Source organism: Pseudomonas sp. AU12215 (assembly GCF_001675465.2).
GTDB classification, from domain to species: domain Bacteria; phylum Pseudomonadota; class Gammaproteobacteria; order Pseudomonadales; family Pseudomonadaceae; genus Pseudomonas; species Pseudomonas nitroreducens.
The window spans coordinates 46,343-60,492 of the sequence record NZ_MACM02000030.1 but is presented as its reverse complement, the minus strand read 5'-3'; the positions used below and the strand labels follow the sequence as shown (position 1 = coordinate 60,492).

The following is a 14,150-nucleotide window of genomic DNA, read 5'->3' as shown; positions in this document are numbered from 1 at the left end:
CTCGCCGGGCAAGTGCGATACCTTCAAGGCGCAGACGCTGTAAGGCACCGAGACGTATCGGCTTGGAGTCTGCGCCTAGAAACTGCGGCTTAACGCGCTCACGAACAGCACTGGATCCACAGGTTTAGGCAGGAAGTCCAGCACGTTCAGGGGCGGCTCCAAGCGCGATTCACCGAGCGGCATCGGCGCGGACAGGACGATGATGGGCAGAAAGCTGCCGCTCCGGTTCAGTTCGCGAATGAACGCAAGTCCGGGGCCATCGGGCTCCAGGCCCAGGCCGCTGACCAGCAGGTCGAGGGCCGACTCATCGCGGAGAATGCGGCGCAATGCCTCCGCTGCACTGCTGGCCGTCACGCAGCGCATTCCGGCGCCCTCCACCAGCCGGCGAAGCCGGGCCAGCGCGGCGCGATCATTGTCCACCACCAGGATCACCGGCTTGCGCGGTGCCACGGAGGCGATATCGCGCAGCGCTTCGAGTTCGTCATCATCGAGTGAATGGCGGTTGATCATGGCGCGATACGACCAGTAGAGGCACGGTGCCATTATCTTAGATGGCAACACGTCTTTATTCCTGCCGGACCAAGGTTGGGGCGATGTATGGGCAAGCCGGGCGGACACAAAAAGGGCCGCAACGCGTGCGGCCCTGGAAATACGCCGGTCATGCCGGCGTCGTGGGATTTCAGCCGGCCTTCGCCAAGCCTGCCTGGCCCAGGCGCTCGGCGATCTCGCCGAGGATGGCTGGATCATCGATGGTCGAAGGCGGCACGTAGCTTTCGCCGTCGGCGATCTTGCGCAGTACGGCGCGGAGGATCTTGCCCGAGCGGGTCTTCGGCAGCCGCTTCACCACCACCGCACGCTGGAAGCAGGCCAGTGCGCCGAGGCGCTCGCGCACCAGCGCCACCAGCTCACGCTGCAGGTGGCCCTCGGTGACCTGTGCGCCGTCCTTGAGCACCACCAGTCCCACCGGTACGTGACCCTTGAGGTCGTCCTGCACGGCGATCACCGCACACTCGGCGACAGCATCGTGCAGCGCCAGCAACTCCTCCATCTCACCGGTGGACAGGCGGTGACCGGAGACGTTAATCACGTCGTCGGTGCGCCCCATGATGTAGACGAAGCCTTCCTCGTCCACGTAGCCACCGTCGCCGGTGTGGTAGTAGCCGGGATAGGTCTTCAGGTAGGCCTGCAGGTAGCGCGGATGATCGTTCCAAAGCGTCTGCGCACAACCGGGGGGCAACGGCAGGGCGATGACGATGGAGCCCTGTTCGTTCGGTCCCAGCAGTCGGCCTTCGTCGTCCACGACCTTCACGTCGTAGCCGGGCACCGCGCGGTTGGTGGAGCCGGCGCGCAGGTCGTGGTCGCCATGGCCCGTGCAAGGCGCGGTCACCGGCCAGCCGGTCTCGGTCTGCCACCAGTGGTCGTGCACCGGTTTGCCGGTCAGCTCCTCGAGCCAGTGCTGGGTGGTGCTGTCGAGCTTCTCGCCGGCCAGGAACAGGTGCCGCAGCGAGCTCAGGTCATGGCGCTTGAGCAGCTCGCCCTGCGGGTCTTCCTTGCGGATCGCGCGGATCGCCGTGGGCGCGCAGAACAGGCTGTTGACCTTGTGCTCCTCGATCACCCGCCAGTAGCTGCCGGCGTCCGGCGTGCGTACCGGTTTGCCCTCGTAGAACACCGTGGTGCAGCCGTTCATCAAGGGGCCGTAGACGATCAGCGAGTGGCCGACCACCCAGCCGACGTCGGAAACGCCCCACCAGACATCCCCCGGCTGCAGACCGAAGATGGTCGGCAGCGCATAGCTTAGCGCCACGGCGTGGCCGCCGTTGTCACGCACGATGCCCTTGGGTTTTCCCGTGGTGCCGGATGTGTACATGATGTACAGCGGGTCGCCGCTGGCCACTTCCACCGGGTCAGCCGGCTGCGCGTGGACCAGTGTCTCGCGCCAGTCCAGGTCTCGGCCGGCGCGCAACTCGGCCATCGCCTGCGGACGCTGCAGCACCAGCACGTGCGCCGGTTGATGGGTGGCCAGTTCCAGGGCCTTGTCCACCAGCGGCTTGTATTCGATGACCCGCTCGAACTCCAGCCCGCAGGAGGCGGTGAGCACCAGCTTGGGCCTCGCGTCATCGATACGCAGCGCCAGTTCGTGCGGCGCGAAGCCACCGAATACCACCGAATGCACGGCGCCCAGCCGGGCGCAGGCCAGCATCGCCATGGCCGCCTGGGGCACCATCGGCATGTAGATGATCACCCCGTCGCCTTTCTCCACGCCGAGCGCGCGCAAGGCGCCGGCCAGGCGTGCGACCTCGTCGCGCAACTCCAGGTAGCTGAAGCGCTGCTGGGTCTGGGTCACAGGGGAGTCGTAGATCAGCGCGGCCTGGTGGCCGCGGCCCAGTTCGATCTGCCGATCGAGGGCGAGGTAGCAGGTGTTCAGGCGGCCATCGGCGAACCAGCGGTGGCTGCCGTCGGGGAGGGCTTGCAGGGTATCCTGCGGCGCGCGGTACCAGGCTACGCGGCCGGCCTGCTCGGCCCAGAAGGCGGAGGGATCCGCGATGGAACGGTCATGAGACTGCCGGTAACTCATCGTCACTGCCTCTTATTGTTGTTATCGAGGTCGAACAACGAGTATGGACGGGGATCGCGACCCCACCATCAACCTTTGGTCGTAGTTACGCCGTCGCCCTGATAGCAGATTCGGCGCCATTGCTTTTCAGGATTTTTCAGCGAAGCGGCACGTCGGCGGCCGAGGCCGTCTACCACGGGGCTGAAGGAAGAATCAGGCACCGCGCCACCGCATGTCGGCGACGACAGGTCGCACCTGCTACCGCCATATGACAGGACTACACTGAGGGTCCCTTTTCACCTGACTGCACAGGGGTGAGCACCATGAACATCCTCGTCCGTCCGTCCAGCCTCCGCAAAGACCAGCCGTGGGAAGTCTGCCTCGACCAGCAGGCGGTACGCTTCCGCAGCGAGCTTGAGGCGCGAAGTTTCGTCGCTACCCTCGAGGCGCGCCTGAAGGCGCCGCACCAGTTGCCCGAGTTGGTGCAACGCGCCAGTTGATCAGGCGGCGCGCTCGCTGATCTGCCCGCTCAGCCAGCCCAGCACCGCAGCCACCAGGCTGCAGGTGGTGATGACGACCGCCATGGGCAGCGCGGTGCCGTCGTGCAGCGCACCGACCAGCGCCGAGGCGCCGGCCGCTACGGTGAACTGCAGGCTGCCCATCAGCGCCGAGGCGCTGCCCGCGTGGCGGCCCTGGCTGGCCATCGCGCAGGCCGAGGAGTTGGGCATCAGGAAGCCCAGGCTGGCAATGGCGCCGAAGAGCGGAATCAGCAGCGGCCACAGGTGCTCGGGCCGGAACAGGGTGATGACCAGCAGCGCGGCCCCGCAACCGAAGTACACCCACACCGCCCGGCGCAGCCAGAATCCCGGCCCGCGATAGCGCAGCAGCCGTGCGTTGACCTGTGCCATCAGGATGAAGCCGGCAGCATTGCTGCCGAAGATCCAGCCATAGTGCTCGGCTGGCACGCCATAGAGTTGGATGAAGATGAAGGGCGACCCGGCGATGTAGGAGAACATCCCGGCGATGGCCACCCCGCCGGTGAGTGCGTAGGTAATGAAGGAACGGTCGCGGAACAGCGCCCGGTACTGGCCCAGTGCGCCCCGCAACGGAGCGCGCGGCCCGGCCGGAATCGTCTCCGGCAGCCACAGCGCGATAGCGCCGCCAGCGAGGGCGCTGAACAGCGTGAGCGTCAGGAAGATCGATTGCCAGCCGGACAGGCTGAGCAGCAATCCGCCTCCCAATGGCGCCAGGATCGGCGCCAGCCCCATTACCAGCATCAGTTGCGAGAAGGCCTTGGCGGCGGCGACCGGGTCGCACAGGTCACGCACCACCGCCCGCGAGATCACCATCCCCGCGCAGCCGCCCAGTGCCTGGACGAAGCGCGCGCCGATCAGCCATTCCAGACTCGGCGCGACGGCGCAGGCAACGGACGCCAGGGTAAAGATGCTCACCCCCAGCAACAGCGGGATGCGCCGACCAACACGGTCGGCCAGCGGGCCGTAGAGCAATTGGCCGATGGCGAGGCCGGCGAAGTAGGCGGACAGGCTCAACTGCACATGCTCGACGTCGGTACCGAAAGCCTGCGCCAGCGTGGGGAAACTGGGCAGGTAGAAGTCGATGGCCATGGGCCCGAAGGCGCTCAGGGCGCCGAGGATTAGCAGGATGCGGAGGTTCATGGATCACCTGATCACACCGGGTCGCCGGATGGCGCTGAACAGCGCGGGCAGTTCGGTGTGGATAACGGGTTGGCGCGCACGGATGGCGCAGCGAAGCCATGCATTGTGGCGAGCGCCGGAAAATTAGCAAGCTCCCTAAGCAACTCCCGGAACAAAGGGAGGGACAGGCCCGGCTGGCGCAGCCGGACCTGTCGGCACCTCAGGCCTCGTGCGCCCCCTCTGCGGCGGGCTTGGCCTTGTTCTTGCGGCCGCTGAGTTTGTCGGCGGCTGACTCCACCAGCATGTAGAACATCGGGATGAGGAAGGTGGCCAGCAGGGTCGCGGCCAGCATTCCGCCGATCACCCCGGTACCGATGGAGTGGCGGCTGGCCGAACCGGCCCCGGTGCTGATGGCCAGCGGCACGCAACCGAGGATGAACGCCAGCGAGGTCATGACGATCGGGCGGAAGCGCAGCTTGGCCGCCTCCAGTGCCGCTTCCATCGGGCCCATGCCCTGCTCTTCGCGGCACAGCACGGCGAACTCGATGATCAGGATGGCGTTCTTCGCCGCCAGGCCGATCAGAGTTACCAGGCCGACCTGGAAGTACACGTCGTTGTCCAGACCACGGATCCAGATCGCCAGGATCGCCCCGAATACCGCGAAGGGCACCGCGGTGACCACTGCCAGCGGCAGGGTCCAGCGCTCGTACTGCGCAGCCAGGATGAGGAACACCAGGATCAGGCCGAAGATGAACGCGGTACTGCCCGAGCCCTGGGTCGCCAGTTCCTGGTAGGCCGAGCCGATCCACGCCAGCGAGTAGTCCTCGCCCAGCACCTGGTCCGCCACCTCCTGCATCGCCGCCAGTGCCTGGCCCGAGCTGTAGCCCGGCGCCGGGCCGCCAAGCAGCTTGGCCGCCGGGAACACGTTGAAGCGCGCATAGGAGTCGGGGCCCAGGATGCGCTGCACGTTGACCAGGGTGGAGAGCGGAATCAGGTCTCCGGTGTTGGAACGCACAAAGACCTGGCTGAGATCGTCCGGCTTGCGGCGGAACTCCGGCTCCGATTCCAGCGTGACCTGCCAGGTGCGGCCGTACAGGCTGAAGTCGTTGACGTAGTAGCTGCCGAAGGTGGACTGCATGGCGGTGAACACGTCGTTGATCGCCACGCCCAGAGAGCGTGCCTTGGTGCGGTCCAGGTCGATGTAGTACTGCGGCACGTTGGCGTTGAAGGTCGTGTTGACCCCCGCCAGTTCCGGCCGCTTGGCCGCCGCGGCGAGGAACTTCATGGTGACCGCCTCCAACTGCTCGGAGGTGCCACCGCTGCGGTCCTGGATATAGGCCTCGAAACCGCCGGTGGTACTCATGCCGGTGATCGGCGGCGGATTGAAGGACATCACTACGCCGTCTTCCTGGCTGGCACCCATCTTCATGAATTCGCGGGTCAGGTTACGCGCATCCAGTTCCGGCGTGGTCCGCTCCTTCCAGTCCTTGAGCGGGACGAAGGACACCCCGGCGTTGCTGCGGGTGCCGAACGTGAGGATGTCGAAGCCGGCGAAGGTCACCACGTCCTGTACCGCCGGGTGCTTCATCAACTGATGGGTCACATCGCTGGTGAGTTTCTCGGTCCGCGTCAGCGAGGCCGCCGGTGGCAGGAAGTAGGCATTAAGCACATAGCCCTGATCTTCGTCGGGTACCAGCGAGCCGGGTACGCGGCCGAACAGGATGATCAGCAGGCCGATCATGCCGGCGAACAGCACCAGCCCCAGAATGGCTCGTTTGAGGAAGAACTGCACCCCGGCACCATAGCCGTTGGTAGCGTTCTCGAACATGCGGTTGAACCAGCGGAACGGCGCAGCCGGCTCTTTGTGTTCGGGCTTGAGGATCAGTGCGCAAAGTGCGGGCGAGAGGGTCAGTGCGACAATGCCGGAGATCACCACCGACACGGCGATGGTGATGGCGAACTGTTTGTACATCTGGCCGGCCAGCCCGCCGAGGAAGCCGACGGGAATGAAGACCGCGCAGAGCACCAGTACGATGGCGACGATCGGTCCCGTCACCTCTTCCATGGCCTTGATCGCCGCTTCCTTTGGGCCGAGCTTTTCGGTGCGCATCACCCGCTCGACGTTCTCCAGTACCACGATGGCATCGTCCACCACGATGCCGATTGCCAGCACCATGCCGAACAACGACAGCAGGTTGATCGAGAAGCCCATCAGGTACATGCCGGCGAAGGTGCCCACCAGCGACACCGGGATCGCCAGAACCGGGATCAGGGTTGCGCGGATGCTCTGCAGGAACACGAAGACCACGATCATCACCAGGATCAGCGCCTCGATGAAGGTGTGGATCACCTCCTCGATGGAGACCTGCACGAAAATGGTAGTGTCATAGGGGATCTTGTAGGTAATGCCCTGGGGGAAACGCTTGGCCATAGCGTCCATGTGGTCACGCACGGCCTGGGCGGTGTCCAGCGCGTTGGCGCCTGGCTGCAGGTAGATGCCGAAAGCGGCGTTCTGCTGGCCGTTGAGCGAGGTCACCAGGGAGTAGTCCTGCGCCCCCAACTCAACCCGCGCCACATCCTTGAGCAGCAGGCTGGCGCCGGTGGAGTCGCTGCGCAGGATGATGCTCTCGAACTCCTTGGGATCGGTGAACCGCCCCTGGGCGGTCGCCATGTAGGTGAAGTCCTGCGGTTCCTTCATCGGCTGCTGACCGAAGCTGCCGGCAGCGAACTGCGAGTTCTGCTCGCGAATCGCACTGGCGACGTCCGAAGGCGTCATGTTGTATTGCGCCAGCTTGTCCGGCCGCAGCCAGATGCGCATGGAATAGTCCTTGGAGCCGAACTGGCTGACGTCACCCACCCCGGGAATCCGCTTGAGGTCGTCGATGACGTTGATCAGCGCATAGTTGCTGATGAAGATCGGATCACGGGAGTTGTCCGGCGAGAACAGGGTGACCACCTGCAGGATGTCAGAGGACTTCTTCTCCACCTGCACGCCCTGCCGGCGCACTTCCTCGGGCAGCTTGGCCAGCGCGGCCTGGACCTTGTTGTTGACGTCGATGGTGGCCTGGTCCGGATCGGTGCCGACCTCGAAGTACACGGTCAGGCTCATGGCGCCGCTGCTGTCGGAGTTCGACAGCTGGTAGATCATGCCTTCGACGCCGTTGATTTCCTGTTCCAGCGGCGCGGCCACGGTTTCCGCGATCACCTGGGAGCTGGCGCCGGGATAGGCCGCGGTCACCGAGACCTGCGGTGGCACGATTTCCGGGTACTGGGCGATGGGCAATGCGCGCATGGCGACAAGGCCGGCGAGCAGGATCACGATGGAAATCACCATCGCGAACACGGGGCGTTCGATGAAGAAGCGCGAGATCACAATGAGCGCTCCTTAAGACTGGGTCTGGGCGGGTTGCGCCGCAGGCTGCTGCGGCGGCGCTTCGCTGGCCTTGACCGGCTGGTCCGGGCGCACCTTCGGAATGCCCTCGACGATCACATGGTCGCCGTCATCCACGCCGGCATCGATGATCCAGCGACCGTTCACGGTCTTGCTGGTGGTCACCTGGCGCACACGGGCGAAGCCATCCTTGTCCACCACATAGACGAAGGTGCCGCGTGGTCCCTGGGCGAGGGCACGCTCCGGCAAAGTGACGGCGTTGCTCTGGGTAATGCCGGTAATACTGATCCGCACGAACTGCCCCGGAATGAGCTGGTTCTGCGGATTGGGGACGACGGCCCGGGCGTTTACCGTACCGGTGCCGGTATTGACGAAGCTGTCCGTGAAATCGACGACCCCGTCCAACGGATACTTCGTGCCATCGCCGAATTGCAGCTCGGCGGTGAGCTTTCCGCCCTTGGGCAGGATGTACTTCCCGCTCTTGACCCCATCCTTCATGAGCGTCGCCTGGGTATCGGGGTAGGCGAAATTGACGTAGACCGGGTCGAGTTGCGTGAGCTTGGTCAGCAGGCTGGAGTTCGGATCGTTGGCCGCCACCAGGCTGCCCTCGGAACGCACCTCCTTGCTCGCCATACCGGAGATCGGCGCGGTCACGGTGGTGTAGTTGAGGTCGATCTGCTTGGCCTGGACGTTGGCCCGGGCGGCCTCCACGTCGGCCTTGGCCTGTTCGAAATCGGAGGTGTAGCGATCCAGTTCACTTTCGCTGGCGAAGCCTTTGGCCTGGAGTTCACGAATCCGCTTGAGGTCACGCTCGGTCTGGCGATAGCGCGCCTGGGTCTGCGCCAGCGAACCCTTGGCCTGGCCAAGCGCGGCCTGGTAGGGGCGCGGGTCGATGCGGAACAGCACCTGGCCCTGCTTCACCGGACGGCCCTCCTCATAGGTGCGCTGCTGGAGGATGCCGCTCACCTGGGCACGGACTTCCACTTCACGGAAGCCGGCAGTTCGCGCCGCATACTCGAACGTCAGCGGTACCGGCGCGCTCTTCGCCACTTCGATGGTCACTGCGGGAGGGGGTGGTGCCGCTGCTGCGGGCTTGTCGTCCGCCCGTACTCCGCTGGCGAACAGGACTGACAACCCAACGACAACAAGCGCGACGGGCAAACGGCGGGCAAACGGCATGTAACCTCTCCATGGAATTGACTGACGGCGGAACTCAGAAGATCGACGATTGCACGACGTTTACCTACGCCAGTGTCTGTAAAGCACTGTTCGCGCTATAAAATCAGTAAACTGCCCGTCACTCAGTGATCCTAGCCTGTATACCAACAAGCGCCATGAGAAGAACTAAAGAAGATTCGGAACGTACACGCCAGACGATTCTTGACTCGGCTGAGGGCCTTTTTTTCGAGAAAGGCGTCTCCAATACCAGCCTGGAAGAGATCGCTCGCGCCGCCGGAGTTACCCGCGGGGCGGTGTACTGGCATTTCCAGAACAAGGCGCACCTGTTCAACGACATGCTCAACCAGGTTCGCCTGCCACCGGAGCAACTCGCCCAGCGGTTGTCCGGTTGCGATGGCCACGATCCGATCGAGTCGTTGTTCCAGCTCAGCGTGGAGGTCGTCGAGAACCTCGCCCGCGACGAGCAGCGTCGGCGTATCCTCACCATCCTCCTGCAACGCTGCGAGTTCACCGACGAGCTGCGCGACGCGGAAGAGCGCCACAATCATTTCGTTCGCCAGTTCATCGAACTCTGCGAGCAACTGTTCAGCCGCGAGGATTGCCGCACGCGGCTGATGTCCGGCGTGACGCCCAAGATAGCCTCGCGCGCGGTGCACGCCATGATCTTCGGCCTGCTCAGCGATTGGCTGCGCGACCCAGCCCTGTTCGACCCACTGCAGGAAACCCGCGAACTGTTCGACGCCGTGTTCCGTGGCCTGGTGCGCGACTGGCACCCGGCGCTGGCATAAGGGCCGGCAGGACGCCGGCCCGGAAAGGATAAAGACTCAGGCCGCCTCGGCCTCGTAGCCCTCCTCGCGGATCGCCGCGAGGATCGCGCTATCGTCCAGCCGGCTGGCCACCCGAACCTCGCCGGCGCCCAGGTCGACCTGCACGTCCGCCGCAGCGTCCAGCGCCTGTACCGCCTGGGTGATAGCCCTGACGCAGTGACCGCAGCTCATGCCTTTGACAGTGAAGGTATGCATGGAATGTCTCCTCTGATGGGTTGAAGCACTGGATGCAGTCTCGACCTTGCCACGGTGGCAAGGTCAAGCCTCTCTCGTCGACGCCGTCTTGTACTTGTCCTACGTCAGGCTCTAAGCCAAGCTGCGGAAAAAGCTGACACATCGGAGAACGCCCATGCGCCGTTCCCTTCTGCTCGCAACCGCTTTCGTCGCCACCCTGCCCTGGTTCGCCTGCGCCGATGGCATGCCCGACGAACCCGCCGCGCCCGCAACACCCTCGGCTCCGCCAGCGAGCACGCCCGGCTCCTGGCCGGTACCCGACACCCAGCCAGTGGCCTACGCCGTGCTGATCGTCAGCCGTGAACGGCTGGATACCGGTACCGCCTGCGACATCGACCTCTACGTGCAGGACGAAAAGGTCTCGCGCCTGCAGCCTGAAGGCGAAGTCGCCCTCAACCTGCCACCGGGCGAAGTCTCCCTGCGCCTGCAGACAGCCAACTCCGGCCTCTGCCGCAGCGGCATCCAGCCGCTGCGCGCACAATCCGTCCAACTGCATGCCGGCGAAGTGCGCAAGTTCCGCATCGCCAACAGCGAAAGTGGCCTTTACCTGATGCCGGTCTCCAGCGGCAGTTGATAAAGGGGCAGCTGAAATGCGGCCGCGGATTTGACCTGCGGCAAGATGACAGCGAACGAGGGTTGACCTTACCCTCGTGTCAAGGTTGATGCTATCGGGGAACTTCAGGGAGAAAGCCCCATGAGCAGCGCCACCCCCATCGAACTCGACCTGCCCGTCTCCGGGATGACCTGCGCCAGCTGCGCCGGTCGGGTCGAGCGCGCCCTGCGCAAAGTACCCGGCGTGCAGGAAGCCAGCGTCAATCTCGCCAGCGAACAGGCCCGCGTCCAACTGGCCTCGCCGTCCAGCGATGCAACACTGCCGGCGCTGGTCGCCGCGGTCGAGCAGGCCGGTTATCAGGTGCCGTCCCACGGCCTGGAGTTGGCTATCGAGGGCATGACCTGCGCCAGTTGCGTCGGTCGTGTCGAACGTGCGTTGAACAAGGTTCCTGGCGTGCGCTCGGCCAGCGTCAACCTGGCCAGCGAACGCGCCCACGTCGAGTTGCTCGGCGCCGTGGATACCGCCACCCTGATCAGCGCCGTCGACAAGGCCGGCTACAAGGCCCGTCCGATCGAACCCGACCAGCCTGCTGTGGACCCCGCCGTGGCCCGCCTGGCGCGCGAGCGCTGGTGGCTGGCCGCGGCCATCCTGCTGTCGCTGCCGCTGGTGCTGCCGATGGTGGGCGACTGGTTCGGCCAGCACTGGATGCTCCCCGCCTGGGCGCAATTCCTCCTCGCCACACCCGTGCAGTTCCTCATCGGCGCGCGCTTTTATGTCTCGGCCTACAAGGCCGTGCGCGCCCGCAGCGGCAACATGGACCTGCTGGTCGCCCTCGGCACCAGCGCCGGCTACGGCCTGAGCCTGTACCTCTGGTACGCCGCCGCTCCCGGGCAGATGCCGCACCTGTACTTCGAAGCCAGCGCCGTGGTGATCACCCTGATCCTGCTCGGCAAGTACCTGGAAAGCCGCGCCAAGCGCCAGACCGCCGCCGCTATCCGAGCACTGGAAGCCCTGCGCCCCGAGCGTGCGACCCGTGTGCGAGACGGCATGGAAGAAGACGTCGCCATCGCCGAGCTGCGCCTGGGCGACGAAGTGCTGGTACGCCCCGGTGAGCGCTTCCCGGTGGACGGCGAAGTCCTCGCCGGCCAGAGCCATGCGGATGAAGCCTTGATCACCGGCGAGAGCCTGCCGGTGCCCAAGGACATCGGCGACCCGGTCACCGGCGGCGCCATCAACGGCGAAGGCGTGCTGCGCGTGAAGACCACCGCACTGGGCGGCGAAACCGTGCTCGCGCGGATCATCCGCCTGGTGGAGGACGCCCAGGCCGCCAAGGCGCCGATCCAGAAGCTGGTGGACAAGGTCAGCAACGTGTTCGTCCCGGTGGTGATCGGCATTGCGCTGGTCACCCTGGTCGGCTGGCTGATCGCCGGCGCCGGCTGGGAACACGCACTGATCAACGCCGTGGCCGTGCTGGTCATCGCCTGCCCCTGCGCCCTCGGCCTTGCCACACCGACCGCGATCATGGCCGGCACCGGCGTGGCGGCCAAGCACGGCATCCTGATCAAGGATGCCGAGGCCCTGGAGGTCGCCCACGCGGTGACTGCCGTGGCCTTCGACAAGACCGGCACTCTCACCTCCGGTCAGCCGCGCATCACCAATCTCGCGGCGCCAGGCGACGAAGCCGAAGCCCTGGCCCTCGCGGGCGCCCTGCAACGCGGCAGCGAGCATCCGCTGGCCAGGGCCGTGCTGGATGAGTGTGCCGAGCGCGGGCTCAACCCCGCTGCTGCCGAGGCTACCCAGGCGCTCACCGGGCGCGGCATCCAGGGACGAGTGGGAGACCGCCTGCTCGCCCTGGGCAACCGGCGGATGCTCGACGAAGCGCAGTTGCCACCCGGCGCGCAGGCCGACTCCGCCGCGCAATGGGAAGCAGAGGGCCGCACCTTGTCCTGGCTGATCGAGCGCGAGCCGAAGGCCCGCGTGCTTGCCCTGTTCGCCTTCGGCGACAGCCTCAAGGAAGGCGACAAAACCGCCATCGACGCCCTGCGTGAACGCGGTATCGACAGCCACCTGATCACCGGCGACAACCGTGGCAGCGCCAAGGTCGTGGCCGATGCCCTGGGCCTGGACGATGTGCACGCCGAAGTACTGCCCGGCGACAAGGCTGCCGTGGTCGGCGCGCTGCGCAAGGAAGGGAAAGTCGTGGCGATGGTCGGCGACGGCATCAACGACGCCCCGGCACTGGCCGCGGCGGACGTCGGCATCGCCATGGGCGGCGGCACCGACGTGGCCATGCATGCCGCCGGCATCACCCTGATGCGCGGCGACCCGCGCCTGGTCCCGGCGGCGCTGGACATCTCCCGGCGTACCTACGCGAAGATCCGCCAGAACCTGTTCTGGGCCTTCATCTACAACCTGGTGGGCATCCCGCTGGCCGCCTTCGGCCTGCTCAACCCCATGGTCGCCGGCGCGGCGATGGCCGCCTCCAGCGTCAGCGTGGTGAGCAACGCCCTGCTGCTCAAGCGCTGGAAACCACAGGATCAGAAATGACCTTGCCGCCCCCGAACCATCGGGGGCGGCCGTTCAAGAGGAATCGGCATGAACATCGGCGAAGCGGCGAAGAAGAGCGGCCTGACCGCGAAGATGATCCGCTACTACGAATCCACCGGCCTGCTCGCCCCCGCCGGCCGCAGCGCCAGCGGCTACCGGCACTATAGCGAGCAGGACCTGCACACCCTGGCCTTCATCCGCCGCTCGCGGGACTTTGGCTTCTCCCTGGAGGAGGTCGGCCAACTGCTCGCCCTCTGGCAGGACCGCCAGCGCGCCAGCGCTGACGTCAAGGCCCTGGCCGCCCGGCACATCGATGAGCTGAACCGCAAGATCGCCGAGCTGAGCAGCCTGCGCGATACGTTGCAGGAGCTGAGCGACCACTGCCAGGGCGACCATCGCCCGGACTGCCCGATCCTCAAGGACCTGGAGTCGGGAGCGTGCTGTCACTGACTATGATTTCAAACGAGCCTCGAGTGCCGCAACGGCACTTTTTGCACCTTCGCAATCTCGCTCCATAGCCAATCGCAGGTAACGCAACCGCTCCTCCTGCCCTCTGCGACTTACGGCCTTTGTGCGACGCGCTAGCTCAAAGTAGGCCTCCGCTTCGAATTCCGCTTGGGTCAGTTCGGGGAGTGGGAAGGCAGCACGCTGATTGTGCACACAAAGGCGGTAGGCAGGAGATTGCATCGGATAATACGCAGCGTGGCGCGGTGCCTGCTCAATGGCTTGCTTCAGGCCCCCCTGCATATCCTGCGGCGCCATCTGTTCCTGGCAGATACTCGGGCCAACCAAGGCCGCTGGCAGGAAATTCTGCTTCGCGCTGCGCATCAGTAGATCGCAGACAGCTTCCTGCTTCTCCGACGGCCCCACCGAGGGAATCCTGAGCGTCATCGCCAGCAAGTACTGGCCAGCGGCATTTCCCTCCTCAGCGGAGCGTCGCAACGCAGGCAACGCCTCCCTGGCGAAGGTCACATAGTTGACGAACTGGGTCTGCAAGGCCGGATCCGTCCCCCCCTGCGTCGTCAGGAGGTCGTAATCCTTGATCGAGCTTTGCGAAAGGGACAGCAACTCGCGCGCCTGCGCCAGGTCGCTGTCACCTGGTGCGGCATGCGCGGCCAACGGTAGCAATGAGAGGAGCCAAGCCGCCGCGGCGAATTTCGAACGCATATCCAGATATCCCTTCCAGAAGATCAAGTCGCGAGTGTGTACC

Annotated in this window: 12 protein-coding genes; 5 read left to right on the top strand and 7 right to left on the bottom strand. The window is 65.5% G+C overall.

Translation table 11 applies throughout. The features are described from left to right. Nucleotides 1–75 precede the first annotated feature (75 nt). Both A9513_RS08720 and A9513_RS08715 read right to left on the bottom strand, forming a co-directional pair. Nucleotides 76–510 carry a response regulator gene (locus A9513_RS08720; RefSeq protein ID WP_037006697.1) on the bottom strand — a complete coding sequence of 145 codons (435 nt, stop codon included), beginning with the start codon at nt 508–510 and terminating at the stop codon, nt 76–78. 169 nt (nt 511–679) lie between these two features. Then, on the bottom strand, nt 680–2,575 hold the full coding sequence (locus tag A9513_RS08715) for a propionyl-CoA synthetase (RefSeq protein ID WP_065084492.1): 1,896 nt from the start codon (nt 2,573–2,575) through the stop codon (nt 680–682). A 302-nt stretch (nt 2,576–2,877) separates the two neighbouring features. Here A9513_RS08715 and A9513_RS35995 point away from each other — a divergent pair, with 302 nt between their 5' ends. Beyond that, nucleotides 2,878–3,054 carry a hypothetical protein gene (locus A9513_RS35995; protein ID WP_089285816.1) on the top strand — a complete coding sequence of 59 codons (177 nt, stop codon included), beginning with the start codon at nt 2,878–2,880 and terminating at the stop codon, nt 3,052–3,054. Here A9513_RS35995 and A9513_RS08710 read toward each other — a convergent pair whose 3' ends face one another. From A9513_RS08710 to A9513_RS08700, 3 genes are all read right to left on the bottom strand, one after another. Next, nucleotides 3,055–4,230: a multidrug effflux MFS transporter gene (locus tag A9513_RS08710; protein ID WP_054908391.1), complete on the bottom strand. Its 1,176-nt coding sequence runs from the start codon at nt 4,228–4,230 to the stop codon at nt 3,055–3,057. It lies immediately after the preceding gene. Nucleotides 4,231–4,429: 199 nt separating this feature from the next. Continuing rightward, nucleotides 4,430–7,582: an efflux RND transporter permease subunit gene (locus tag A9513_RS08705; RefSeq protein ID WP_065084491.1), complete on the bottom strand. Its 3,153-nt coding sequence runs from the start codon at nt 7,580–7,582 to the stop codon at nt 4,430–4,432. 12 nt (nt 7,583–7,594) lie between these two features. Further along, complete coding sequence (locus A9513_RS08700) at nt 7,595–8,779, bottom strand: efflux RND transporter periplasmic adaptor subunit (protein ID WP_065084490.1); 1,185 nt, start codon at nt 8,777–8,779, stop codon at nt 7,595–7,597. 155 nt (nt 8,780–8,934) lie between these two features. On the opposite strand from A9513_RS08700, the gene A9513_RS08695 reads away from it, so the two are divergent. Then, nucleotides 8,935–9,567 (top strand): TetR family transcriptional regulator, encoded by a 633-nt coding sequence (locus tag A9513_RS08695; protein ID WP_037013785.1) that lies wholly within the window; start codon nt 8,935–8,937, stop codon nt 9,565–9,567. A 36-nt stretch (nt 9,568–9,603) separates the two neighbouring features. On the opposite strand, the gene A9513_RS08690 is transcribed toward A9513_RS08695, so the two are convergent. Beyond that, nucleotides 9,604–9,801, bottom strand: a complete 198-nt coding sequence (locus tag A9513_RS08690; RefSeq protein ID WP_024763044.1) for a heavy-metal-associated domain-containing protein — start codon at nt 9,799–9,801, stop codon at nt 9,604–9,606. 154 nt (nt 9,802–9,955) lie between these two features. Between A9513_RS08690 and A9513_RS08685 the strand changes: the two genes are divergently transcribed. The 3 genes from A9513_RS08685 (at nt 9,956) to cueR (ending at nt 13,390) form a co-directional block, all read left to right on the top strand. Then, the gene (locus A9513_RS08685; RefSeq protein WP_065084489.1) at nt 9,956–10,414 is read left to right on the top strand and encodes a hypothetical protein; all 459 of its coding nucleotides are present in this window, start codon (nt 9,956–9,958) and stop codon (nt 10,412–10,414) included. A gap of 120 nt (nt 10,415–10,534) precedes the next feature. Beyond that, a complete protein-coding gene (locus A9513_RS08680; protein WP_065084488.1) occupies nt 10,535–12,940 on the top strand; it encodes a heavy metal translocating P-type ATPase in 2,406 nt (801 codons plus the stop codon). Nucleotides 12,941–12,988: 48 nt separating this feature from the next. After that, complete coding sequence (gene cueR, locus A9513_RS08675; RefSeq protein ID WP_024763041.1) at nt 12,989–13,390, top strand: Cu(I)-responsive transcriptional regulator; 402 nt, start codon at nt 12,989–12,991, stop codon at nt 13,388–13,390. Here the strand turns inward: cueR and A9513_RS08670 are convergent, their stop codons facing one another. Beyond that, complete coding sequence (locus A9513_RS08670) at nt 13,391–14,107, bottom strand: hypothetical protein (protein WP_024763040.1); 717 nt, start codon at nt 14,105–14,107, stop codon at nt 13,391–13,393. Nucleotides 14,108–14,150: the final 43 nt, after the last annotated feature.